Annotated in this window: 23 protein-coding genes; 18 read left to right on the top strand and 5 right to left on the bottom strand. The window is 79.0% G+C overall.

Annotated features, from left to right (window positions below):
- Positions 1–73 precede the first annotated feature (73 nt).
- From ACI8AC_RS04860 to ACI8AC_RS04845, 4 genes are read left to right on the top strand one after another with little or no spacing between them, the layout of a single operon-like run.
- Positions 74–2,515 (top strand): phosphatase PAP2 family protein, encoded by a 2,442-nt coding sequence (locus ACI8AC_RS04860; RefSeq protein WP_456895737.1) that lies wholly within the window; start codon positions 74–76, stop codon positions 2,513–2,515.
- Positions 2,512–3,564 (top strand): lysylphosphatidylglycerol synthase transmembrane domain-containing protein, encoded by a 1,053-nt coding sequence (locus tag ACI8AC_RS04855; protein WP_456895735.1) that lies wholly within the window; start codon positions 2,512–2,514, stop codon positions 3,562–3,564. Before ACI8AC_RS04860 ends, ACI8AC_RS04855 begins: the two co-directional genes overlap by 4 nt.
- A complete protein-coding gene (locus ACI8AC_RS04850; protein ID WP_456895733.1) occupies positions 3,561–4,226 on the top strand; it encodes a phosphatase PAP2 family protein in 666 nt (221 codons plus the stop codon). The genes ACI8AC_RS04855 and ACI8AC_RS04850 overlap by 4 nt, the downstream gene beginning before the upstream one ends.
- Before the next feature lie 15 nt (positions 4,227–4,241).
- Positions 4,242–4,472 (top strand): cation transporting ATPase C-terminal domain-containing protein, encoded by a 231-nt coding sequence (locus ACI8AC_RS04845; RefSeq protein WP_456895731.1) that lies wholly within the window; start codon positions 4,242–4,244, stop codon positions 4,470–4,472.
- A gap of 31 nt (positions 4,473–4,503) precedes the next feature.
- Here ACI8AC_RS04845 and ACI8AC_RS04840 read toward each other — a convergent pair whose 3' ends face one another.
- Together ACI8AC_RS04840 and ACI8AC_RS04835 are read right to left on the bottom strand one after the other, a co-directional pair.
- On the bottom strand, positions 4,504–5,502 hold the full coding sequence (locus ACI8AC_RS04840; protein WP_456895729.1) for a zinc-dependent alcohol dehydrogenase family protein: 999 nt from the start codon (positions 5,500–5,502) through the stop codon (positions 4,504–4,506).
- 8 nt (positions 5,503–5,510) lie between these two features.
- Positions 5,511–6,446 (bottom strand): universal stress protein, encoded by a 936-nt coding sequence (locus ACI8AC_RS04835; protein WP_456895728.1) that lies wholly within the window; start codon positions 6,444–6,446, stop codon positions 5,511–5,513.
- A 203-nt stretch (positions 6,447–6,649) separates the two neighbouring features.
- Here ACI8AC_RS04835 and ACI8AC_RS04830 point away from each other — a divergent pair, with 203 nt between their 5' ends.
- Positions 6,650–7,450 carry a hypothetical protein gene (locus ACI8AC_RS04830; protein WP_456895726.1) on the top strand — a complete coding sequence of 267 codons (801 nt, stop codon included), beginning with the start codon at positions 6,650–6,652 and terminating at the stop codon, positions 7,448–7,450.
- Between the two features lie 7 nt (positions 7,451–7,457).
- Here ACI8AC_RS04830 and ACI8AC_RS04825 read toward each other — a convergent pair whose 3' ends face one another.
- Positions 7,458–8,441 carry a universal stress protein gene (locus ACI8AC_RS04825; RefSeq protein WP_456895724.1) on the bottom strand — a complete coding sequence of 328 codons (984 nt, stop codon included), beginning with the start codon at positions 8,439–8,441 and terminating at the stop codon, positions 7,458–7,460.
- 181 nt (positions 8,442–8,622) lie between these two features.
- Here ACI8AC_RS04825 and ACI8AC_RS04820 point away from each other — a divergent pair, with 181 nt between their 5' ends.
- The 5 genes from ACI8AC_RS04820 to ACI8AC_RS04800 all read left to right on the top strand — a co-directional run bounded on the left by ACI8AC_RS04820 (position 8,623) and on the right by ACI8AC_RS04800 (position 13,133).
- A complete protein-coding gene (locus tag ACI8AC_RS04820) occupies positions 8,623–9,267 on the top strand; it encodes a CBS domain-containing protein (RefSeq protein WP_456895723.1) in 645 nt (214 codons plus the stop codon).
- A gap of 11 nt (positions 9,268–9,278) precedes the next feature.
- Positions 9,279–10,172: a universal stress protein gene (locus tag ACI8AC_RS04815; RefSeq protein ID WP_456895721.1), complete on the top strand. Its 894-nt coding sequence runs from the start codon at positions 9,279–9,281 to the stop codon at positions 10,170–10,172.
- Complete coding sequence (locus ACI8AC_RS04810) at positions 10,169–10,729, top strand: flavodoxin domain-containing protein (protein ID WP_456895719.1); 561 nt, start codon at positions 10,169–10,171, stop codon at positions 10,727–10,729. Before ACI8AC_RS04815 ends, ACI8AC_RS04810 begins: the two co-directional genes overlap by 4 nt.
- 144 nt (positions 10,730–10,873) lie before the next feature.
- The gene (locus tag ACI8AC_RS04805) at positions 10,874–11,353 is read left to right on the top strand and encodes a pyridoxamine 5'-phosphate oxidase family protein (protein WP_456895717.1); all 480 of its coding nucleotides are present in this window, start codon (positions 10,874–10,876) and stop codon (positions 11,351–11,353) included.
- Positions 11,354–11,423: 70 nt separating this feature from the next.
- Positions 11,424–13,133 (top strand): GAF domain-containing protein, encoded by a 1,710-nt coding sequence (locus tag ACI8AC_RS04800; RefSeq protein ID WP_456895716.1) that lies wholly within the window; start codon positions 11,424–11,426, stop codon positions 13,131–13,133.
- A gap of 21 nt (positions 13,134–13,154) precedes the next feature.
- On the opposite strand, the gene ACI8AC_RS04795 is transcribed toward ACI8AC_RS04800, so the two are convergent.
- Positions 13,155–13,847 (bottom strand): response regulator, encoded by a 693-nt coding sequence (locus tag ACI8AC_RS04795; RefSeq protein ID WP_456895714.1) that lies wholly within the window; start codon positions 13,845–13,847, stop codon positions 13,155–13,157.
- 125 nt (positions 13,848–13,972) lie between these two features.
- Between ACI8AC_RS04795 and ACI8AC_RS04790 the strand changes: the two genes are divergently transcribed.
- Both ACI8AC_RS04790 and ACI8AC_RS04785 read left to right on the top strand, forming a co-directional pair.
- A complete protein-coding gene (locus ACI8AC_RS04790; protein ID WP_456895712.1) occupies positions 13,973–14,566 on the top strand; it encodes a flavodoxin domain-containing protein in 594 nt (197 codons plus the stop codon).
- Positions 14,567–14,609: 43 nt separating this feature from the next.
- Positions 14,610–15,608: an Acg family FMN-binding oxidoreductase gene (locus ACI8AC_RS04785; RefSeq protein WP_456895710.1), complete on the top strand. Its 999-nt coding sequence runs from the start codon at positions 14,610–14,612 to the stop codon at positions 15,606–15,608.
- Between the two features lie 40 nt (positions 15,609–15,648).
- Here ACI8AC_RS04785 and ACI8AC_RS04780 read toward each other — a convergent pair whose 3' ends face one another.
- Positions 15,649–18,084, bottom strand: coding sequence for a bifunctional acetate--CoA ligase family protein/GNAT family N-acetyltransferase (locus tag ACI8AC_RS04780; RefSeq protein WP_456895708.1), 2,436 nt, complete (start codon positions 18,082–18,084; stop codon positions 15,649–15,651).
- A gap of 411 nt (positions 18,085–18,495) precedes the next feature.
- Here ACI8AC_RS04780 and ACI8AC_RS04775 point away from each other — a divergent pair, with 411 nt between their 5' ends.
- The 6 genes from ACI8AC_RS04775 (at position 18,496) to ACI8AC_RS04750 (ending at position 22,928) form a co-directional block, all read left to right on the top strand.
- Positions 18,496–18,765 carry a DUF1876 domain-containing protein gene (locus ACI8AC_RS04775; protein WP_456895706.1) on the top strand — a complete coding sequence of 90 codons (270 nt, stop codon included), beginning with the start codon at positions 18,496–18,498 and terminating at the stop codon, positions 18,763–18,765.
- Between the two features lie 118 nt (positions 18,766–18,883).
- A complete protein-coding gene (locus tag ACI8AC_RS04770) occupies positions 18,884–19,348 on the top strand; it encodes an Hsp20/alpha crystallin family protein (protein ID WP_456895704.1) in 465 nt (154 codons plus the stop codon).
- Positions 19,349–19,464: 116 nt separating this feature from the next.
- Entirely contained in the window at positions 19,465–19,737 is a 273-nt protein-coding gene (locus ACI8AC_RS04765; RefSeq protein ID WP_456895702.1) for a hypothetical protein, read from the top strand.
- A 29-nt stretch (positions 19,738–19,766) separates the two neighbouring features.
- A complete protein-coding gene (locus tag ACI8AC_RS04760) occupies positions 19,767–20,651 on the top strand; it encodes a universal stress protein (RefSeq protein ID WP_456895700.1) in 885 nt (294 codons plus the stop codon).
- A 356-nt stretch (positions 20,652–21,007) separates the two neighbouring features.
- Complete coding sequence (locus ACI8AC_RS04755; protein WP_456895698.1) at positions 21,008–22,162, top strand: Acg family FMN-binding oxidoreductase; 1,155 nt, start codon at positions 21,008–21,010, stop codon at positions 22,160–22,162.
- Positions 22,163–22,355: 193 nt separating this feature from the next.
- Positions 22,356–22,928 (top strand): Rv1733c family protein, encoded by a 573-nt coding sequence (locus ACI8AC_RS04750; protein WP_456895696.1) that lies wholly within the window; start codon positions 22,356–22,358, stop codon positions 22,926–22,928.
- The last annotated feature ends 14 nt before the right edge of the window (positions 22,929–22,942 follow it).

The following is a 22,942-nucleotide window of genomic DNA, read 5'->3' as shown; positions in this document are numbered from 1 at the left end:
CGGGACGGCGGCCACCCCCGCCCGGGCCGGAAGACCCTGAGCGGAGGGCGGCGCGCAGGTGTCCACTCGGGGCGTGACCGCGCACGTCGTGACCTCCCCCGGGCCGGAGCAGCGGCTCGGCCGCGCCCCGTCGCCTGCCTCCCGGCCGGTCCAGCGGCTCCCCGTCGACCTCGTCCGCGTGGTGCTGGGGCTCGCGATCCTGGGCGTCGGCTTCCTCATCGCCCGGCGCGGTGAGCTCCCGGTCTTCGAGCGCAACCTCTTCCTGCTGCTCAACGGGCTGCCGGCCACCGTCTTCCCGGTGGTCTGGGTGGTCATGCAGCTGGGCAACGTGGTCGCCGTCCCGGTGGTCGCGACGGCCGCGCTGGCCTACCGCCGCCTCGAGCTCCCCGACCGCCTCCGCCTGGCCCGGGACCTGCTGGTCTCCGGCCTGGCCGCCTACGTCGCCGCAGACCTGGTCAAGAGCATCGTGCAGCGGGAGCGACCGGTCGGGCTGGTCGGGGAGATCAACTTCCCCGAGGGCCCGGTGGCCGGGCTCGGCTTCGTCTCCGGCCACTCCGCCGTCGCCGCGGCCCTGGCCACCGCCGCCGTCCCGTACCTGTCCCGCCGCGGCCGACGGGTGGTCTGGGCGCTGGCCTGGTCGGTCGGCCTGGCGCGGATCTACGTCGGCGCGCACCTGCCGCTGGACGTCGTCGGCGGGCTGGCCGGCGGCTGGGCGATCGGCTCGCTGGTCCACTGGGTGTTCGGCGTGCCACGGCGTCAGGTCGACCCGGAACGCGTGCTCCGGCTGCTCGACCGCTTCGGCCTGCCGGTCCGCGACCTGCGCCCGGCCACCGTCGTCGCCCGCAGCTCGCACCCCTTCGAGGCGGTGGACGCCGACGGGCAGCGGCTGTACGTGAAGTTCCTCGAGCCGGACCGCGCCGAGCGGGACTGGCTGCACCGGCTGTGGCGGCTGCTCGCCGCCCGGGACGTCAAGGACGCCGACGCCGTCGCCCCGCTCGGGCAGCAGGCCGAGCACGAGGCGGTGGCCGCGATGACCGCCCGCGAGCGGGGGGTGCGCACCCCGCGCGTGCTGCTGGCGCGCGGCACCGGGCGGGAGGCGGTCGTCGTGCAGGAGCAGGTGACCGCCCGCGGGCTGGACATGCTCCCCCCGGAGGAGCTGACCCCGGAGCTGCTCGCCCGCGTCTGGGCCCAGGTGGCCCGGCTCCGGGCCGCGCGCGTGGCCCACCACGACCTCGTGGCCGGCAGCGTCCTGGTCGACGCCGAGGGCCGGGCGTGGCTCGTGGACTTCGGCAACGCGCTCACCGGGGCCGACGACGACGCCCTGGCCGGCGACGTCGCCGAGCTCATGGCCTCCCTGGCGGTGCGCCTGGACCCGTCGGTGGTCGCCGGGGCGGCGATCGCGGCCCTCGGCCAGGAAGCGGTGGCCGCGGCGCTGCCCCGGCTGGCCCCGCTGGCGCTGACCGCGGCGACCCGGGCGGAGCTGCGTGGCCGCCGCGACCGGCTGGACCGGCTCCGCGGCGAGGTGCGCCGGCGGCTCGACCTGCCCGACCCCGACCGCCCCGAGTTCGGCCGGCCCGGGGTCGCGGCCCGGCTGGCCGTCGCCGCGGGATCCGGGCTGGCCCTGGTCGCCGTCCCGCTGCTCGGCGGGGCCGCCCCCCTTCTGGAGTCGGTGGAGCGCGGCGGGTGGCGCTGGGTGGGGGCGGCCCTGGCGCTGGCCGTCCTGGCCCGGGCGGCGACCGCCACGGCGGCCCTGCTGACCGTCGAGCGCCGGCTGGCGCTGGGCCGCACCTTCGGCGCCTCGATGGCGGCGGAGGGGGCCTCGCTGCTGCACGGCCGGCCGGGGTGGCGGCGCTCGGCGGCCCGGTACCTGGAGCGGGCCGGGGTGCTGCCGGACGCCGCGTCCCGCGCCGTCGCCCGGTTCGTCGCCGTCGCCGTGGTCGCCGCCGTCCTCGTGGCCGTCGGGACGTCGGTCATGGCGCTGGTGGAGGGCGTGCTGACCGACTGGCGGGTGCCGGACGCGTTCGCCGCCGCCGTGGCCGTCGGGCTGGCCGCGTGGGTCCTGGTGCTGACCGGCCAGTGGCTGGCCCGCCGGCGGGACCCCGCCGAGGAGCCCCCGCACCGCGTCCGCGACGCCCTCCGCGATCTGGCCCGCCGCAGCCCCGACGGGGGCGGCGGCCCGGCGTGGCGCCGCGGGGCGCAGCTGGGCTGGGCGGTGCTGGGGGTGCTCCTGGAGGCCGCCGTCCTCGTCGCGGCCCTGCACGCGGTGGGGGGCCCGCTGCCCCTGCTGGTCACCGCCTCGGTCTACGGCGCGCTGCACATGCTGTGGTGGCTGGTGCCCGAGACCGGGGTGCCGGGCGCCGCCGACGTCGCCCTGCTCCTGGTGCTCACCGCGCTGGGCGCCCCGCTGGCCGCGGCCTGCGCCGCGGTCCTGGTCTTCCGCGTCGTCACCTTCTGGGGCCCGGCGCTCACCGGCACGCTGCTGACCGCCCGCGCCGAGCACCCGCTCGGCACGTGACGGCGGCCCCGCCCCGGGCCGCGCGGGGCCGCCGGCTCCGGCGGGTGCTCACCGGGCCGTGGGCCCGGACGCTGCTCACCGTCGCCGTCGTGGTGGCCGTCTTCGCCGGCGTCCTGCCGCGGATCGCCGACTACTCGGCGGCGTGGGACCTGGTGCGCGCCATGACCGTCGCCGAGGTCGTCGCCGTGGCCGGCATCGCGCTGGTCAACCTGTTCTCCTACGCACCGCTGTGGATGGCGGCGATGCCCGGCCTCACCCTCGGACGGGCGGTGATGAGCGACCAGGCCTCCACGGCGGTCTCCAACACGGTGCCCGCGGGCTTCGCCTTCGGGGTCGGCACCAACGCCGCGATGTACCACTCCTTCGGCTTCTCGGCGGCTGCGATCACCCGCGCGGTGGCGCTGACCGGCGTCTGGAACAACCTGGTGAAGCTCGGGATGCCGGCGTTCGCGCTGGGCGGGGTCGCCCTGGTCGGCGACGTGGACAGCGGTCTGGACATCGCCGCGGCGGTCGGCAGCGCCGTCCTGGTGGCCGGTGTGGGCGGGCTGGTCCTCGCGGTGACGCACGAGCGGGCGACCCGTCTGCTCGCCGGCGCCGCCCAGCGGCTGGCCGGGCGGGCCGCGCCGCTGGTGCGCCGCCGCGCGCCCACGGGCTGGCCGGAGCGCGCCGAGCGGTTCCGCGCCGGGTCGGAGGACCTGGTGCGCGCCCGCTGGCCGCACCTGACCGTCGCCGCGGTCGCCAGCCACACCGCGCTGTTCCTGGTCCTGCTCACCTGCCTGCGCACGGTGGGCGGCGGTTCCGGGCTGTCCTGGGTGGAGCTGCTGGCGGTCTTCTCGATCACCCGGCTCGTGACGCTGGTGCCCATCACGCCGGGCGCGCTCGGCGTGGCCGAGCTGAGCTACGTCGCCGGGCTGACCGCGGCCGGGGTGGGCGCCACGGCCGCCGCCGGGACGGTGCTGCTGTTCCGGTTCCTCACCTGGTTCCTGCCCATCCCGGTCGGCGCGGTGACGTTCGTGCTGTGGCGGCGCGGCGTCGGGGTGCCCCGGTGACCCCGGCCCGCCGGCGGGCGGCGGACCTGTGGACCCTGCTGGTCGCGGTCGCCGTGGCGGTGCTGTGCTCGTGGCTGGTCGCCTCCGGCGAGGTGGGCCCGCGCGAGCGGGCGGTGTTCGCCTGGGTGAACGGCTGGCCGGAGGCGGTGCGCTGGCCGCTGTGGGCCTTCCAGCTGCTGGGTGTCCTGGGCATGCCGCTGCTCGTGGGCGTCGGGGCCCTGGCGCTGCGCCGGTGGCGGCTGCTCGCCGGGCTCGTGCTGCTGGTGCCGCTCAAGCTGCTGGTCCACGGCGAGGTCGTGAAGGGGCTGGTGCAGCGGGAACGGCCGGGGAGCACCATCCCCGGCGCGGTGCTGCGCGACGTCCCCTCGGCCGGCATCGCCTACCCGTCCGGGCACGCGGTGATCACCGCCGGGATCGTCGTCCTGCTCGCCCCCTACGTGCGGCACCGGTGGCTGGTGCTGCTGGTGGCGCTGGCGCTGCTCAACTCCGTGGCCCGGGTGTACCTCGGCGGCCACGCCCCGCTCGACGTCGTCGGCGGCGCGGCCCTCGGCGCCGCTCTCGGCGCCGCGCTGAACCTGGTGCTCGGCGTGCCGGCCGGACCCCGCGGTGCCGTGGGTCCCGGGGCGGGGAGCCGTGCGCCCCTCCCCTCCCCCCGTCGCTGAGACCGGACCGGCCCGGTGTCCCGGCCGGCCTGGCGGGTGCCCTGGCGGGGCAACCGGCTGCTGGTCGGGGCGGTCGCCGTCGAGCTCGTCGTCCTCGCCGTCCTGCTGCTCGTCCCGCCGGTGGCCGACCTGCTCGGCATGGCCCCGCCCCCGCTGCCGGGCCGGCTGCTCGCCGCGGCGGCCGTGCCGCTGGTCCTGCTCGCCGACGGGGCGGCGAAGGCGCTGACGCACCGGCGGCCCCGCTGACCGGGGTCGCCGGGGCGGCGCCTCGCCCCGGTCAGGCGTGCAGGACGGCGGCCCCGCCGAAGCGGCCGTGCGCGAGGTCGGCCAGCGCGCGCGGTGCCTCGTCCATCGGGTAGGGCACCGTGGTGGCCCGGACGCCGAGCCGGGCGGCCAGGGTGAGGAACTGCTCGGCGTCCCGGCGGGTGTTGGCCGTGACGCTGCGCAGCCGCCGTTCCTGGAACAGCTCGTCGGCGTAGACCAGCGGCGGGACGTCGGAGAGCCAGATGCCGGCCACGGCGAGGGTGCCGCCCCGGTCCAGCGCGCGCAGCGCGACCGGGACGAGGTCCCCGGCCGGGGCGAACAGGACCGCGCCGTCGAGCGGCTCGGGCGGGGCGTCGCGGGCGTCGCCGACCGAGTCGGCACCGAGCCGCCGGGCCAGCGCCCGGTTGTGCTCGCCGCGGGTGAGCACGTGCACCCGGAGGCCCTGGGCGAGCGCGACCTGGGCGGTGAGGTGCGCGCTGCCGCCGAACCCGTACACGCCCAGCGCGCCCCCGGGCGGGACGTCGGCCAGCCGCAGCGCCCGGTAGCCGATGAGCCCGGCGCACAGCAGCGGGGCGGCGTGCTCGTCGTCGACGCCGTCGGGCAGCCGGTGGGCGAAGCGCTCGTCGACCAGGCAGGCGTCGGCGTAGCCGCCGTCGACGTCCCACCCGGTGAAGACCGGGGCGGTGCACAGGTTCTCGTCGCCCCGCCGGCAGAACCGGCAGCTGCCGTCGGTGCCGCCGAGCCAGGCCACCCCCACCCGGTCCCCGACGGCGAACCGGCCCGCCCCCGGGCCGAGCGCGGCCACCCGGCCGACGACCTCGTGCCCCGGGACCACGAGCGGGCGGCGCGGTGCGAGGTCGCCCTCGGCCAGGTGCAGGTCGGTGCGGCAGACACCGCAGCAGGCGACGTCCACGCGGAGCTGCCCGGGCCCCGGATCGGGCAGGTCCCGGTCGACGCGGACCAGCGGGCCGGTGTCGACCGGGCCCGGCCGCCCGACGGCCCAGGCGCGCACCGCGCTCCTCAGGCCCGGGCGGGGACGGCGCCCACGGTGCTGACCGGCGCCGCCTCGGGGTCGGCCGGGTGCACGACCATGACCGGTCCCGAGGCGTGCACCACGCAGTGCAGGGCCACCGAGCCGAGCAGCACCCCGGGCAGGCCGAGCCGGCTGCGGCTGCCGACGACGAGGAGGGCGGCGCCCTCGGCGCGGCCGACCAGCACGTCGCCGGGGGCGCCCTCGACCACCTCCACGGTCGCCGCGGGGCCCAGGACGTCGGTCACCACCGCGCGCGCGTGCCGGGCGGCCTGCTCCTGGGTCTCGGCCACCAGGGGGGCGCTCGCCGGGGGCAGGTCACCCCAGAAGTCGAGGGGCTGGTGGACGGCCACCGGCTCCAGCCGCGCGCCCAGCCGCTCGGCCTCGACCGCGGCGCGGGCCAGGGCGTGCCGCGCGACCGGGGTGTCGTCCACGCCGACGACCACCCGGGGCTCGGCGGGGCCGCGCGACGGGTGCACGACCACGACCGGGCACGGCGCGTGGGTGGTGCAGTGCAGCGCCACCGAGCCAAGGAGCGCGCTGCGCACCGCGCCCCGGCCCCGGCTGCCGACGACGAGCAGCTCGGCGCCCTCGGCCCGGGCGACCAGGTGCGGGGCGGCTGCGCCGGCCGCGACGGTGAGCTCGACGGGCACCTCGCGGACGGCCGGGTCGGTGTGCTGGACGCGGGCCACGACGTCGCGGGCCCGGGCCGCGGTGTCCGACCGGATGACCTCGATGCGCCGCTGGTCGAGCAGGTAGGCGTCGGCCCAGAAGACGTCGACCGGGAAGGCGGTCACCACGTCGAGCCGGGCGGAGGCGCGGGCCGCCGCCTGCAGCGCCCAGACCAGCGCGGCCTCGGCACCGGGTGAGCCGTCCAGCCCCACGACGATGCGTCGTCCCCGGTCGGTCGGTGCGGTGGCGTCCACGTCGGCTCCCGGCTGTGGTGGTGTCGACCCGGCCGCCCGGGTCCGTCGTCCCCCGCATCGTCGCCGCCGGGCCGGTGCCGCCGGTGCGGGACGAGGTCCCGGAGGGGCGGGACGTTGGTCGCAGCGCCCGGTGACGCCCGGCTCGCGCCCCGGCCGACCCGCCCGGGGAACGCTGGCCGGGCACCACGCACCGAGGAGCCCTCATGCACCCCAGCCCACCGGACCGCCCGGCCCCGCTCGAGGAGATCGCCCGGCGGATCCGGCCGGCCCCGTCTCCCCGGGGTCGGCAGCCCTGGGCGGTGCTGGTCCGGGACGGCGCCCTCGAGGTCCGGGCCGGGTCCGGCGACGGCTGGCCGGGGGCACCGGTGCCACCTCCCCGCGCGACGGTGATCGACGCGGGCGCGGCCGTGCTGGACCTGCGGATCGCGCTGGCCGCCGCGGACCGCGGGGCGGCGGTCGGGTGGTTCCCCCGGGCGGAGGACCCCGCCCTCGTCGCCGCCGTCCGGCCGCTCGCGGGCCCTGCGGAGCCGGAGCTGGCGACCCGCGCCCCCCTGCTCGACCGCGCGCGGTCCGCGCCGCCGCTGCCGGGGCGGCCGGTGCCGGACGACGTCCTGGACCGGCTGGCCGGCCTGGCCGCCGGCGGGGACGTCGGGCTGGTGCCCGTCCTGCGGGAGCAGCACCGGGAGCTCGTGACGCGACCGACCGGTGCCGACCTCACCGGCCGGGTGCTGCTCATGCTCACCACCGCCACGGACGACCGCCGGGCGTGGGCGCGCTGCGGCGAGGTCCTCGAGCGGCTCCGGCTGGTGCTGGCCGACCTCGGCTGGACCGCCTCCCCGCTGCCGGGGGTGCTCGACGTGCCCCTCACCCGCACCCGGCTGCGCTCGGCGCTGTCCTGGGCCGCCCACCCGCAGGCCCTGCTGCGGATCGGCGGCCCGGCCGACGTCCCGTCCCCCGGCCGGCGGGCGGACGTCGGCGGCCGCCCGGTGCCGGCCGCCGGGTGAGGCCGGCTCAGCGCGCCGCCGCGAGCGCCCCCGCGCGGTCCGGGGCCGCCGCCGCCCGGTCCGGCGGGTGCACCACGAGGACCGGGCAGGGTGCGGCGAGGGCGCAGTGCAGCGCCACCGAGCCCACGAGCAGGCCGCGCAGGGTGCTGTGCCCGCGACCGCCGACGACCAGGACGGACGCCTCCCGCGCCCGGCGCACGAGCAGCTCGCCGGCCGGTCCTTCCTCGGCCAGCACGCGGACGTCCGGGACGTCGGTGCGCCCGGAGAGGACCTCGTCGACCACGGCCCGCGTGCGCCGGAGCACCTGCCCGTACACCTGGTCGACCGGAGGGAGGACGACGGTCCAGAGGTCGCTCCAGGCGTCGTCGAGGGAGAAGGTGGCGAGCACCTCGACGGCGGCACCGATCCGGGCCGCCTGGTCCACCGCGGCGGCCAGCGCCGCCCGCGAGGCCGGGGAGCCGTCCACGCCCACCACGACGGGGCCGGGTGCGGTCCGCTGCACGGGGGTGCCGTGCACGACGAGCACGGGGCAGCGGGCCGCGGTGACGCAGTGCAGCGCCACCGAGCCCAGCAGGGCGCTGCGCACGGCGCCGCGGCCCCGGTTGCCGACGACCAGCAGGTCGGCGCCGGCCGACCGGGCCACCAGCTCGTCGGCGGCCGGCTCCGGGGAGGCGACGACGTCCACCAGGACGTCCCCGGCCCCCGGGACCGCCTCCAGCGCCGCGTCGCCGCGCGCGTCGGCGACGAGCTCGCGGGCCCGGGCCCCGGTGTCCTCGCGCAGGCCGGCGAGGTCGGGGGCCGTGGCCACCGTGCTGGTCATCCGGTACAGCTCCCCGGCGTAGCAGGCGACGACCTCCAGCGCCGCGCCGCGGTCGGCGGCCTCCGCCAGCGCGGTCACCAGCGCGGCGCGGGCGGGCGGGCTGCCGTCCACGCCCACCACCACGCGGGGGCGGGCGCCGTCCGGTCGGGGGGGTGCGCCGGCATCGGTCACGGGGCCTCCTCGGGGCGCGCCGGGTCGGCACCCCGGCGGGAGGCCCCGACGATCCGCCGCCGGCGGCTCCCGGTGGCAGGGACGGAGGTCCCGGCCGCGGGCACCCGGAGACCCTGGGCCGGCCGACCCGCCCGCGCCTAGCGTCGGCGGCGAGGACAACCCACCCCGGAGGAGGAGCCCCGTGCAGGCTCGAGACGTCATGACCCGCGAGGTCCTCACCGTCGGGCCGGAGACCTCGGCGAAGTACGCGGCCGAGGTGCTCGCCGACCGGGGCTTCGCCGCCCTGCCGGTGGTCGACGACGAGGAGCGGCTGGTCGGCATCGTCGCCGAGGCCGACGTCCTGCGCGACCGCCTCCCGCAGGACCCGCGGCTGCACCTGCGGCGGCAGGACGACACCGGGGCACCCCCGCCGCCGGTGCTGGTCCACGGCGTCATGACGCGCGGCGTGCGCGCGGTGGAGGCGACGGCGGACGTCGCCGACGTGGCGCGCCTCTTCGTCGACGAGCAGCTGCGCAGCGCCCCCGTGGTCGACGGCGGCCGCCTGGTCGGCATCGTCAGCCGCCGGGACCTGCTGCGCACCCTGGTCCGCGACGACGCACAGCTGCGCGGCGACCTGCTGCGGCTCGTCGAGGCCTACACCGGGGAGCCCGACGCGTGGCACGTGGAGGTCAGCGAGGGCATCGCCACGGTCCAGCGGACCCGCGGCGTCCCGGAGACCTCGGCGGAGACCGAGGAGGACGCCCTGCGGGCCCTCGCTCGCACGGTGAGCGGCGTCGTGGGCGTGCGCGTCCTGCCCCCGGCGACCGCCGTCCCGAGCCAGGCCTGAGGAGGTCCGACGTGAGCGTCCCCCAGCGGCCGGTCGTGGCCGGTGTCGACGCCTCGCCCGAGGCGGCCCGCGCGGTCGCCTTCGCGATCGAGGAGGCCGGGCTGCGCGGTGCACCCCTGCGTCTCGTGCACGCCCTGAGCTGGCCGGCCGCGGACCTCACCACGGCGGCGGGGCGCCTGGCCGGTGCGGCCCGGCGCACCGCGGAGGACCTCCTCGCCGAGACCGCCGCCGGGGCGGAGGCCGCGCTCGGCCCCGGCCGGGTGGGCTGGGAGGTCCGCGACGGGCACCCGGTGGAGGTGCTGCGCGCAGAGGGCGCCGGCGCCCAGCTGGTGGTGGTCGGGAGCCGCGGCAGCGGCGGGCTGTCCGGGTTGCTGCTCGGGTCCACCGCCGGCGGGGTGGTCCTCGACGCGCCGTGCCCGGTGGTCGTCCTCCCCGACGAGACCGCCGTGCGCGCCCGGGACCGCCGGTCGGTGGTCGTCGGCGTCGAGGGGCGCCCCGGCGACGAGGAGGTGCTCGCCGTCGCCTTCACCGAGGCGGCGACCCGCGGCACCGATCTCGTCGCCGTGCACGCCTGGCAGGACGCCGTCCTGGACACCGCCTTCCAGTCCCTGGGCCCTCTCGCCGACTGGGCCGGGGTGCTCGACGCCGAGGAACGGCTGCTCGCCGAGGCGCTCGCCGGCTGGCACGACAAGGACCCCGCCGTCCCCGTCCGCGAGATCGTGGTCCGCGACCGCACCGCGCGGGCGCTGGTCGCCGCCGCGCTGGGCGCCCGGCTGCTGGTCGTCGGGCACCGGCGCCACCGGCTGGCCCGGCTGGGGTCGACCACCTACGGCGTCCTGCACCGGGCCGGTTGCCCGGTGGTCGTGGTGCCCCTGGCCCCGGCGGCGCAGGGCGGGTCGCGGTGAGCGCGGCGCACGGCCCCCGGGTGCTGGTCACCGCGGCGAGCCGGCACGGCGCGACCCACGAGATCGCCCGCGCCCTGGCCCGGGACCTCGCGGGTTCACCCGCCGGGCGGGCCGCCGGGCTCACCGCCGTGCCGGCCACGCTGGAGTCCCGGCCCGACCCGGCGCCCTACGACGCCGTCCTCCTCGGCAGCGCCGTCTACGCCGGCCGGTGGCTCGAGGTGGCCCGGGAGTACGTCTCCGAGCAGGCGGGGGCGCTGCGGGACCGGCCGGTCTGGCTGTTCTCCAGCGGACCCATCGGACCCCCGCCGCACCCGCCCGACGAGCCGCACGACGCCGTCCCCGTCGCCGCGCTGGTGCGGGCCCGCGGCCACCGGGTCCTCCCCGGCCGGCTGGACCCGGCGCTGCTCTCGGTCGGGGAGCGGGCGATGGTCACCGCCATGCGCGCCCCCGTCGGGGACGCCCGCGACTGGGCGGCCGTGCGGGCCTGGGCGGAGCAGGTCGCCGGCGAGCTCGCCGGCCGGCCGGCCGCGGTCGGCGCACCGGACCCGCGCGGCTGACGGGACCGACGCCGGGCCGGCCGGGACGTTAGGCCCCTGCCGCCCCCGGCCGTCCCGGCCGATGGTGGAACCGCGGCACCGTTGAAGAGGCAGCGGTGCCGTGCTCATGCCCTCCGCGGCCGGGCCGCGGTGCGAGGAGAACAGGTGCCCACGACCGATCCCGACCGCCTGGTCGAGCTGCTCGACGAGGCCGAGTGCCGGGACCTGCTGGCCGGCGTCCGCATCGGCCGCCTCGGCTTCACCTGCGACGCGCTGCCGGCGATCCAGCCGGTCACCTTCCGGCTGCACGGCGACCGGGTGGTCATCCCCGCCCGCGCCGGCAGCCGGATGGTCCCCGGCACCCGGGGTGCGGTGGTCGCGTTCCAGGCCGACACCTTCGACGAGGAGACCCGCACCGGCTGGACGGTCACGGTGGTGGGCCCGGCCCGGTCGGTGACCGAGCCGGCGGACGTGGCGGCCCTCGACGACCTGCCCTGGCCGGGCGCCCTCCGGCCGGACCGCCGCTACATCTGCGTCGAGCTGGGCATGGTCAGCGGCTGGCGCGCCGTCCCCGACCCGGCGGTCGCCGTCGTCCAGCCCTCCCCCGACGGGGGGCGGCTCCGGCGGGCCGGTCACGCCCGGTGACGCCGGGCGCACCCCTTCCTCCCGGTCCGGGGACCGTGCCAGGCTCGGGGGCCGAGGAGGTGGTCCGACGATGACGAGCCCCCCGGATCCCCAGCGGGCCGCCGGGTCACCCCTGGCCGGGATGCGCCTGACCGAGCTGCTCGAGGAGGTCCAGGAGCGGCTGGCGACCGTCGCCCGCAGCCAGGCCCGCGTCCAGCACCTGCTCGACGCCTTCCTCAGCGTCTCCACCGGGCTGGACCTGGAGAGCACCCTGCGGCGCATCGTCGAGGCGGCCGTCGACCTCGTGGACGCCCGCTACGGCGCGCTCGGCGTCCTCTCCCCCGGCGGCGGCCTGGCCGCCTTCATCCACGTCGGCATCGACGACGAGCGCGCCGCCCGCATGGGCTCCCTCCCCGAGGGCAAGGGCGTCCTCGGGCAGCTGATCACCGAGCCGTACCCGCTGCGCATCCCCGACCTCGCCCAGCACCCGTCCTCGGTCGGCTTCCCCCCGCACCACCCCGAGATGCACTCCTTCCTCGGGGTCCCCGTCCTCGTCCGCGGCGAGGTCTTCGGCAACCTCTACATCACCGAGAAGCGGCACGGCGAGTTCACCGCCGAGGACGAGGCCGTGCTCACCGCCCTCGCCGGCGCGGCCGGCATCGCGATCGACAACGCCCGCCTCTACGAGGAGGGCGAGGCCCGGCGCCGCTGGATGACCGCGGTCTCCGACGTCCGGGCGTGCCTGCTCTCCGAGGCCCGCGAGGAGGAGGCGCTGGCCCTCGTCGCCGCCCGGGTGGCCGACCTGACCCGCGCCGACGGCGCCTGGGTCCTCGTGGGGCCGGCGCCGGACGACGGCACCTACACCATCCGCGCCCAGGCCGGGGACGGGCTCGAGCCGTCGGTCGGCGTCCACCTGCACCCGGCCGCCAACCCGGTGCTCGACGCGGTCACCGCGGCCGACACCGTGGTGGCCGTGGACGGCAGCGGGCTGGACCACGAGGGCCCCGACGCCCACCTCTCCTGGGGTCCGTGCACCGGCGTGCGGCTGCGCGCCAGCCACGCGGAGGACGCCGTCGTCATCGCCGCCCGACGGGCCGGGGCCGCCCCGTTCCCCGCCACCCTCGGGGCGCAGCTGTCCACCTTCGGCGACCAGATCGCCGCGGCGCTGGACATGGCCGCCCGCCGGCGCCTGGCCCGCCAGCTCGACGTCTACGAGGACCGCGACCGCATCGCCCGCGACCTGCACGACCTGGTCATCCAGCGGGTCTTCGCCGCCGGCCTGAGCCTGCAGGCGGTGCTCCCGCGGGTGCCCGACCCGGACGCCCAGCGGCGGATCCGCCAGGTGGTCGACCAGCTCGACGAGACGGTCCGCGACATCCGGACCACGATCTTCGACCTGCACGGTGCCGATGGCGCCGATCCGGGCACCAGCCCGCGGCGGCGGGTGCTCGACGTCGTCACCGAGACCGCCGGTGAGGTCCTGCGGCCGACGGTGCGGATGTCCGGCGCGGTCGACAGCCTGGTCACCGGCGACCTGGTCGCCGACCTGGAGGCGGTGGCGCGGGAGGCGGTGAGCAACGCCGCCCGGCACTCGGGGGGCCGGCACGTCACCGTCACCCTCGACGTGGCCGACGAGGTGGTGCTCGAGGTGACCGACGACGGCCGCGGCATCGACGCGCGGGCCGCCCGCAGCGGCCTGCGCAACCTGACCGACCGCGCCGTGCGCCGGGGCGGCGGGTGCACGGTCGAGGCGCTGCCGGAGTCCGGGACGCGGCTGCGCTGGTGGGCGCCGCTGCGCTGAGCGAGGGCCCCTCGGCGGGCGCTACCGGGGGGTGCGCGGGGCGTTGCGCAGCTCGGTGGCCAGCACCGCGGCCTGGGTGCGCCGCTCGAGCCCGAGCTTGGCCAGCAGGTGGGAGACGTAGTTCTTGACGGTCTTCTCGGCGAGGAACATGCGCTCGCCGATCTGCCGGTTGGTCAGGCCCTCGCCGATCAGCTCCAGCACGGTCCGCTCCTGCTCGCTGAGCTTGGCCAGCGGACCGGCCGGCTCCGAGGCGCGGCGCAGCCGCTCCAGGACGGCGGTGGTGGCCGTGGGGTCGAGCAGCGAGCCGCCGGCGGCCACCGCGCGGACCCCGCTGACCAGGTCCGAGCCCAGGATCTGCTTGAGCAGGTAGCCCGAGGCGCCGGCCATGATCGCCTCGAACAGCGCCTCGTCGTCGCTGTAGCTGGTCAGCATGATCACCTTGAGGTCGGGCATCTTCGAGCGCAGCTCGCGGCACACCGACACCCCGTCCCCGTCCGGCAGCCGCACGTCCAGGACGGCGACGTCCGGCCGCAGGGCCGGGACCCGGGCCAGGGCCTCGGCGGCGTTCTTCGCCTCGCCGACGACCGTGATGCCCGGGTCGCTCTCCAGGACGTCGGCCACCCCGCGCCGGACCACCTCGTGGTCGTCGAGGAGGAACACCCGGATCTGCTCCTGCCCCGCGCCGCCCGCCCGACCGCCGTCGCTCTCAGACACGCGCCCAGGCTAGGGCGTCGGTGACGGCCGGTGCTCAGGGTCCAAGGTCCTGCGTGACGGAGTGCCCGGTCCCTCGCGACCTCCGGCCCCTCCCGGTCCCGGCACCGGCCCGGCAGCGTGCGGTCATGGAGCGGACCAGGGTGCTCGTCGCGTACGCCACGGCGGCCGGCTCGACGCGCGGGATCGCCGAACGCATCGCCGACCGGCTGCGGGACGTCGCCGAGGTCGTCGTCCGCCCGGCCGACCCGGAGCTCGACGTGAGCTCCTTCGACGCGGTCGTGGTGGGCAGCGCGGTGCACGGCATGGCGTGGTTGCCGGCCGCCACGCACCTCCTCCGGCGGGCCCGGGCCACGCTCGGGGACCGCCCGCTGTGGTGCTTCAGCGTGGCCGGCGTGGCCCCGCGCGACCCGGTGCGCCGCCTGGTCACCGACCGCGAGCTGCAGCAGGTGGAGCGGGGCTTCCCCAGCGGCCTCGCCCCGCGCGACCACCGCCTCTTCGGCGGCGTCGTCGTGCTCCGGGGGATGCCGCTGTGGGGCCGGCTGTTCTGGCTGGCCCTGGGCGGGCGCCCCGGCGACCACCGGGACTGGGCGGCCGTCGACCGCTGGGCCGACGGGATCGCCGCGGCCCTGCCCACCGCCCGCCGCGTCGCCTCCCCCGCCGGGGACGAGCGGCCCGCCGCCCGGGGGACCTCGGCCGCTCCCCGCGCCCGCGGCCGCTGACCACGCCCGGGACCCACCCGCCCCACCGCTCCGAGGAGCTGCCGTGCTCACCGCCTCCCTCGACCGCAGCACCGCCCGCACGGTGATCGCCCTGGCCAACCGGGCCCCGTCGGTGCACAACTCGCAGCCGTGGCGGTGGCGCATCGGCCCGTCGTCCCTCCACCTGTTCGCCGACCCGTCCCGAGCGCTGCCGGCCACCGACCCGGAGGGACGGGACCTGCGGCTGAGCTGCGGCGCCGCGCTGCACCACCTGCGGGTGGCGCTGATGGCCGCCGGGCTGGGCGCGCGCGTGCACCGGCTGCCCGACCGGCGCTCCCCCGGCCACCTCGCCGCGGTGGAGACCGTGCCGGCCCGGCCGACGGCCGACGACCTCGCCCTGGCCCGGGCCGTCGAGACGCGGCGCAGCGACCGGCGGGTGTTCTCCACCTGGCCCGTGCCGCCGGGGTTCCTGGCCGACCTGGCCGCCGCCGCCGCGGCCGAGGGCGCGCGGCTCGTGGTGCTGGACGACGAGCGCCGCCGGCTGACCGTGGCCCGGCTGGTGCGGGAGGCGGCCGTCGAGCAGGCGCTCACCCCGGACCTGTCGCGGGAGACCGCCGCCTGGACCGGGCGGAGCCGGTCGGCCACGGACGGCGTCCCGGCCGCCAACGTCCCCACCGACCCGGCGGGCGCCGTGCCCGTGCGGCACTTCTCGGCCGGGGAGCAGGCGCAGAACGCCCTGGGCCGGGGGGAGTCCGACGGCACCGTGCTGGCCCTGCTGGCCACCGCCGCCGACGACCCGGTCGACCAGCTGTGCGCCGGGGAGGCCCTCAGCGCGGTCCTGCTGACGGCCACCCGCGCCGGGCTGGCCACCGACCCCGTCAGCCAGCCGCTGGAGGTGCCCGCCACGCGGGCCGAGCTGCGCTCGACCTGCCTGGGCGACGACGGCGAACCGCAGCTGCTGGTGCGGCTCGGCTGGGCACCGCTCGCCGCCGAGCCGGTGCCCGCCAGCGCCCGGCTGCCGGTGGACGAGACCATCGACGCCCTGGACGCCCCCTGGACCTGACCGGGACCCGGTCGGGTCCCCGCCGGGCCGGCGGGCCCGGTCAGCCCGCCGGCCCGACCCGGACCCGGACGTCCAGGGCGGTGGCCCGCCGCGCCGTCACCACCAGCGGGTTGACCTCGATCTCGACCACCTCCGGCAGGACGTCGGCGACCCAGCCGACCCGGCGCACGCAGTCGGTGACGCCGGCCCGGTCCAGCGCCCGGCCGTGCGCCGTGGCGAACAGACCCGTGCCGTCGAGCATCCCCTCGGCGTCGGCGTCGCCCACGGGCGCGAGCCGGTGGACGCGGTGCCCGAGCGCATCGGTGGCCCGGCCACCGGGACCCAGCACCACCACCGGCCCCGCGGACGGGTCCCGGACCGCACCGACCAGCAGTTCGTCGCCCGGCGGCACCAGCGGCTGCACGACGGCGCCCAGCCAGGCCTCCCCCGCCCGCGCCCGGAACCCCGAGATCACCGCGGCGGCCTCGGCGGGCCCCTCCACCGGCAGGCGCAGGTAGCCGGCGTCCCCCTTGTGCACGACACCCGCGACGTGGCCCTTCACCACGACCGGGCCCCGGTGGGTGCGCGCGGCGGCCCGCGCCTCGTCGGCGCTGCGCACCCAGGAGGACGGCACCGCCCGCAGACCCGCGGCCCGGCAGAGCGCGGACACCTCGGGGGGCAGGAGCCAGTCGCCCGCGGGTGCGCGCGACAGGACCGCGGCGAGCACCTCCCGGGCGGCCCGCACGTCGACGGAGGCCGGCGCGTGCGCGGGAGCCGCCGGCCGGGCCAGCCACTCCCGGCGTCGCGCGGCGACGGCGAGGGCGCGCGCCGCCGCGGCCGGGCTGGTGACCGACACGAGGAACCGGCCCTCCGGGGCGCCCGGCAGCTCCAGGCGCTCGACGGTGGTGGCCCGGGTGAGCCGGACGTCGACCACGGGGGTGGCCCGGCCGGCGGCCGCGGCCGCCGCAGCCGCGGCGACGACGCCGGGTGCCGGGTCGCTCACCGCCGTCGGCGCGGTCACCGTGACGACGGCGCCGACGGCGGGGCTGTCCAGGAGGAGCCGCAGCGCGCCGGCGAAGACCGGCGCGTCCACCGCGGCACCGGTGTCCACGGGGTTCCCCGTCGTCGCCAGCGGGGACAGCAGCGCCCGCAGGCCCTCCTGCACGGCTCCGGGCAGCGGGTCGACCCGCAAGCCGGCGGCGACGCAGGCGTCGGCGGCCAGCACGCCCCCGCCGCCGACGTTGGTGAGGACGGCGACCGCCCGCGTGCCCGGGAGCGGCTGCCCGCGCAGCAGCGCCGCCACCGTCGCCAGGTCGCCCGGATCGCCGACCGACGCGATGCCGGCCGCGGCGTAGGCCGCCTCCCGGACGACCTCCGGCGTCGCGGACCCCGCCGTGTGCGAGGTGGCGGCGCGCCGCCCCGCCGGCGAGGTGCCCGAGGTCAGGGCGACGACCGGCACCCGGGCCGCCAGGTGGGTCGCGGTCGGGACCAGCCCGCGCAGGTCCGGCTCGGACTCGGCGTAGACGGCGACCAGCGAGGTGCCGGGGTCCTCGTCGAACCACGCCAGAACGTCGCGGACGCCGACGTCGAGGGCGTCCCCGATCGCGACCATCGCCGAGATCCCCAGGCCGAGCCGCTGCCAGGCGGTGGTCGCGGCGATCGCGATGCCACCGGACTGCGCCACCAGGCCGACGTCCCCGGGCTCGGCGGTCCCCGCCGCGAAGGTCGTGTCGAGCCGCCCGGCGCCGCCCGGGCCGACGACGCCCACGGTGTTCGGGCCGACCAGCCGCATCCCGTGCTCGTCGACCAGCCGGGCCACCCGGTCGGCGAGTTCCGGGACGCCGACCAGCCCCGAGGAGAGGAGGACGATCCCCCGGACCCCGCGCTCCCCGCACTCCCGCACGACCTCGGCGACCGCCCGGGCCGGTACGGCGACGACGGCGAGGTCGGTGCCGAAGGGCAGGTCCGCGACCCGCGGCCGGCACGGCACCCCCTCGACGGCGGCGGCGTGCGGGTTGACCGCCAGCACGGTGCCCGGGAAGCCGGCGTCCTTCAGCCTGCGCAGCACCGCCCGCCCGACGGAGTGCTCCCCGGAGCCGGCGCCCACCACCGCGACGCTCCTCGGGCGGAGCACCGGCCGGAGCGAGGCGGCCGCGGCCCGGCGGTGGCGGTCCTCGGTGGCGGCGGCGTACCGCGCGTCGCGGTGCAGCGCCACCTCGATGCGCAGCGACGGGCCCTCGCGGGTCACCCCGAGCGGCAGCCCCAGGTCGCTGAGGACGCGCACCGTCCGGCCGTCCTCCGCCGGGACGTCGGCCACCAGCGTGCGGATGCCGACCCGCAGGCACACCGCGGCCAGCTCCTCCAGCAACGCCGTGGCCACGCCGTGGTCCCGCCACCCGTGCGCCACCGCCACGCCGACCTCGGCGACGTCCCCGCCGACCGGGACCATCCGCACGGTGCCCACCACCCGCCCGCGCACCACGGCCCCCAGGGACACAGTGCCCGGGGACACGGCACCCGGGGACACGGCACCCGGGGACACAGCGCCCGGGGACACAGCACCCGGGGACACGGCACCGCTCCCGGCCGCGAGGCCTGGCTCGAGGTGGCCGGAGTCCTCCGGGCCCAGGGGCCGGACCAGCGCGGGCACCCCGTCCGACAGGAGCACCCGGACCCGCCGGCGACCGCCGGCGCCGTCGGCCCTGGGGACTCCGGGGGGCACCGGTGCCCGCGGGAGCGGGGGCACCGGGCGGAGGTCCCGCGACTGTGCGGTCACGGCACCACCGTCGGCCCGCGGGGAGGCCCGGGCAGGAGCCGGAAGTCCCTCGGCGTCCGGCCTTCCGGCCGTGCCGCGCCCGCGGGTGCGGGAGCAGGGTCGGGAGCGCTCCGATCTCCCGAGGAGGCTGACGTGCACGAGGCCAAGCAGTGGACGGTCCGGATCGACATCGGGGAGCACGACGGGCGGACGCGCGCCGTGGCCCACCTGCAGACCCAGGACACCGATGCGCTCGTCGGCGTCGGGTTCGCCCGCCTCCACCCGGCGGACCCGGACGTCCCCGAGATCGGGGACGAGATCGCGGGGGCACGGGCGCTGTCCGACCTGGCCCGCCGCCTGCTCGACACCGCGGGCGGCGACCTCGAGCAGGTCAGCGGCGAGCCGGCGCACCTGGTGATGTGAGCGCCCGGGGAGAGGGTGCAACGGGCCTCCGGGACAGGACTTCCTGCCCTGCTCCGCCGGCCCGGCGCCCGCCCAGGGTGGAGGTACCCCGGCCGGACCGTCACGGAGGAGGAGACCGATGACCGCCCTGCAGGAACGCGACAAGCCGACCCTCGAGTCGCCGTGGAGCCGCCTGGACCGCCTCTTCGACGAGTGGATGCGCACCATGCCGATGCGCCGGCTGCTGGGCGAGGCGCCCGGCGAGGACGTCATCCGCGTCGACGAGTACCGCGACGACGACACCCAGGTCATCCGCGCCGAGCTGCCCGGCATCGACCCGGACCAGGACGTCCGGCTGACCGTCTCCGGCGGGATGCTGCGCATCGACGCCGAGCGCCGCGTCGAGGAGCGGACCGGGGACAAGGGGTACACCCGCCGCGAGCTGCGCTACGGCAGCTTCACCCGCACCCTGCCGCTGGCCGAGGGTGCGACCGAGGACGACATCAGGGCCAGCTACAAGGACGGCGTCCTCGAGATCCGCGTCCCGGTCGCGCCGCCGGAGGCCCGGAACGAGCCCCGGAAGATCCCGGTCGAGCACGGGTGAACCGGCACCCGCGCAGCCGACCCCTGCAGCCGCCGCCCGGGCCCCCGTGGGAGCTGCACAGCGGACCCACCTCCGTCACGGCGGTCACGCCCACGGGGACCGTCGCCGAGGCCCGCGTGACGGAGCAGGACGAGCAGGTCGTCGTCGAGTTCTGGGCCGCCGAGCCCGGCCTGCCGGCCGAGCTCGGCGAGCAGCTCGTGACGCGGGCCTTCGCGCTGCCCGCCGTCCGCCCGCACCACCCGGTCCTGGTCTGCGTCCCGCGGCGCAGCGGCACGGTGCTCGCCCAGGCGCGCCGGCGCGTGCAGGACCCGCGGACCCGGGTGGCGGGGGTGACGTGCCTGGTCGAGGGGCGGGTCGGCGGCCCGGCGCCCGTCCCGACCCCGCGCTGAGGACCCGCCGAGCACCCCGGGAGGTCGTCGTGGACGACACGGGCACCGCCGGTCGACCCGCCGGCCGGGTCGTGGTCGGCGTCGGCGGGTCCCCCTCGTGCGGGCCGGCACTGCGCTGGGCGGCGGAGCAGGCCGGGCTGACCGGCTCGGAGCTCTCCGCCGTCGTCGCCTGGGACCTCCCGGCCTCCTACGGCCCGCCGCCTCCCGACGACCTCGCCGGGAGCGGGGCCGCCGCGGGGATGCTGGACCGGACCGTCGAGGCCGTGCTCGGCCGCGCCGGGGGGCAGCGGGTCGTGCGGCTCGTGGTCCGGGGCCACCCCGCGGCGGTGCTGGCCGACGCCGCGGGCGGGGCCGACCTGCTGGTCGTGGGCACCCGCGGCCACGGCGGCTTCGCGGGCCTGGTCCTGGGCTCGGTCGGCCAGCACCTCGTCGCCTCCGCCGCCTGCCCGGTCGCCGTCGTGCGCGAGCACCGGGGCGGGACCGGCCGCATCGTCGTCGGGGTGGACGGGTCACCGGCGTCCGGGGAGGCGCTGCGCTGGGCGGCCGGGCAGGCCCGGCTGACCGGCGGCGCGCTGCACGCGGTCCTCGCCTGGCACGTGCCCGTCACCTACGGCCTCACCGTGCAGGCCGAGCCCGACCAGGCCGCGCACGGCAGCCGGACGCTGGCCGCCTGCGTCGCCGGTGCCCTCGACGGGGAGGACGCGGCCCGCGTGGAACGCGACGTCGTAGAGGGCCACCCGGCTGCCGCGCTGCTCGACGCCGCCGAGGGCGCGGACCTGCTGGTGGTCGGCCGCCGGGGTCGCGGCGGCTTCGCCGGCCTGGTGCTCGGCTCGGTGAGCCGGCACGTCGCCGCGCACGCCCCCTGCCCCGTCGTGGTGCACCCCGGCCCGTCGACGGCGCCGCCCGCGCGGTGAGCGGACCGGCCGGGCCGCCCACCCGTGCACGCAGGGCCCGGGGCCGGTGCCGGCTGGGGGTGCGCAGCTCTGCAGCAGCACTCCCCCCACCGACCCGGGCCGGCGACGTGACGGCGCCGAGCTGACAGCGCAGTCCGGCAGCGCCCCCCGGCAGCGTCCTCGCGTCCGAGGCGATCGTCACCGGTCGCGGGACCTCGGACCCTCGGTGCGCCGCCCGACCGCCCGGCTGCACCGCTCCGCCCGGGGGGTCCCTGGGGCGACCGGGTCGTTGGTCGTCCCGGCCGGGGACCGCCGCCCGGTGCGGCGTCCGGGCCGCCGGGCGGAGGCTCGGACCGGTCCACCAAGGAGGGACTCGCATGGCTCCCCCACCTCCCCCCGCACCCCCGCCCTCCCCCGTCGTCACCCGGCGTCCCCTGCCCGACCTGCTGGAGGAGGCCGCCGACGCCGCGATGGCGGCGCCGTCGGTCCACAACACGCAGCCCTGGCGGATCGTGCTGCACGCCGACCGGCTCGACCTGCGGGCCGACCGCGCCCGGCAGCTGACCGCCGTCGACCCCGGCGGCCGGGAGCTGGCCCAGAGCGTGGGCGCGGCCCTGTTCAACGCCCGGGTGGCCCTGGCCGCCGGGGGGTGGGCGGTGGAGGTGGACCGGCTCCCCGACCCGGAGGACCCCGACCTCCTGGCCGTCGTCCACCCGGTCGCGAGCGACCCGGACCCCGCCCTGGCCGCCCTGGCCGCCGCCGTCCCGCAGCGGCACACCGACCGCCGGCGGTTCAGCGGCACCCCGGTGCCCGACGACCTCCTGCGGCACCTCGCCGCCGAGGCCGCGCGGGAGGACACCGAGCTGCTCCCGGTGGTGCGGGAGGACCACCGGCGCCTCCTCGCCCGCCTCACCCGGGAGGCCGACCGCCTCCAGAACGCCGACCCGGCCTACCGCGCCGAGATCCGGCGGTGGACCACCCGCCGTCCCGGCGAGGGTGACGGGGTCCCCCCGTCGGCGGTCCCGCGCGTCGAAGGCCGGCAGCACGACGACCTGCAGCACGACGACCTGCCGCTGCGCGACTTCGACAGCACCGGCGCCGGGGCGCTGCCCGTCGGCACCCGGTCCACCTCCGACCAGACCCTCGTGCTGCTCGCCGGCCGCGACGACGACCAGCACGCCTGGCTGCGGGTCGGTGAGGCGCTGGAGCGCGTCCTGCTCTGGCTCACCCGGCTCGGCTGGGCCGCGAGCCCCGTGACGCAGGCCGTGGAGGTGCCCCGCACCCGCGAGCGGCTGCGGGCCCTCACCTGCGGCGCCCACCCGCAGAACGTGCTCCGCATCGGGCTCGCCCCTCCCGGGCCTCCAAGTCCGCGGCGCCGCCGGGACGACGTGGTGGAGAACAGCACCCGCCCACCCGGTCCGCCCGCCGCAGCGCACCACGCCGGACCGAGCGGCTGGCCGGTGTCCGGGCCGGCGGCGCCGTCCGGCCGCCGGCCGGTCTCCGACGGTCGCGGGGGGACGACGTGGCTGTGACCGTCACCGTGGCCGTGGCCGTGGCGCCGCGTCGCCGGACCCCCGCGGTCGGCACCACCGGGCGGCCCGGTGCCGACCGCGGGCCGGGGCCCGCCCGGCGCAGCGGTGCGGCGCCGGACCCATGAGCACGGTCCCGCTCCCCGCACCCTCGCCCGGCGGCCAGCGACCCGGGGGTCGGGTTCCGGGGGGTGCGGTGCGCCGCGCGGTGCGCCGGCTCACGCTCGGGTCCGGCCCCCTGAAGCGGGGGTCGGACCGGGTCGAGGTGCTGTCGCGGCTGGTCCTGGCCGTCGTCCTGCTGCTGGCCGCGCCCGTCGCCCTGACCGTGGCCACCACGACGGCCACGGACCTGCGAGCCACCGCGGAGCAGGAGGCGGCCACCCGCACCCGGGTGCTCGCCGAGCTGGTCGAGGACGCGGCCTCCCGGCCGGACACGGGCACCGGCACCTCCACCCGGACCGAGGCGTCCTGGACCGCGCCCGACGGCGCCCGGCGCGAGGGGGAGGTCCTCGCCCGGCCGGGCATGGACGCCGGTGAGCCCGTAGCGGTCTGGATCGACCGGGACGGCGCCCTGACCCGTGCACCGCTGAGCGACGGCGACCGGGTGGCGGCGGCGGCCCTGGCCGGGGCAGGGGTGTTCGTCCTGGTCGTCGGAACCGCAGGTGGGGCGCACGGCCTGGTGACCTGGGCCCTGCACCGCCACCGCGACCACCAGTGGGCGGCGGGCTGGGCGGCGGTCGAGCCGCGCTGGTCCGGCAGGCTCCGCTGACCCCCCGCACCGAC

The sequence above is a fragment of the Geodermatophilus sp. SYSU D00758 genome (assembly GCF_054049955.1).
This window is presented reverse-complemented; position numbering and strand designations above follow the sequence as displayed.

What these genes read in the sequence shown, in the direction of transcription:
- ACI8AC_RS04800 (WP_456895716.1), top strand. Translation starts at nt 11,424, where the DNA reads ATGACGAGCCCCCCGGATCCCCAGCGGGCCGCCGGGTCACCCCTGGCC.
- ACI8AC_RS04830 (WP_456895726.1), top strand. Translation starts at nt 6,650, where the DNA reads ATGCACCCCAGCCCACCGGACCGCCCGGCCCCGCTCGAGGAGATCGCC.
- ACI8AC_RS04770 (WP_456895704.1), top strand. Translation starts at nt 18,884, where the DNA reads ATGACCGCCCTGCAGGAACGCGACAAGCCGACCCTCGAGTCGCCGTGG.
- ACI8AC_RS04755 (WP_456895698.1), top strand. Translation starts at nt 21,008, where the DNA reads ATGGCTCCCCCACCTCCCCCCGCACCCCCGCCCTCCCCCGTCGTCACC.
- ACI8AC_RS04790 (WP_456895712.1), top strand. Translation starts at nt 13,973, where the DNA reads ATGGAGCGGACCAGGGTGCTCGTCGCGTACGCCACGGCGGCCGGCTCG.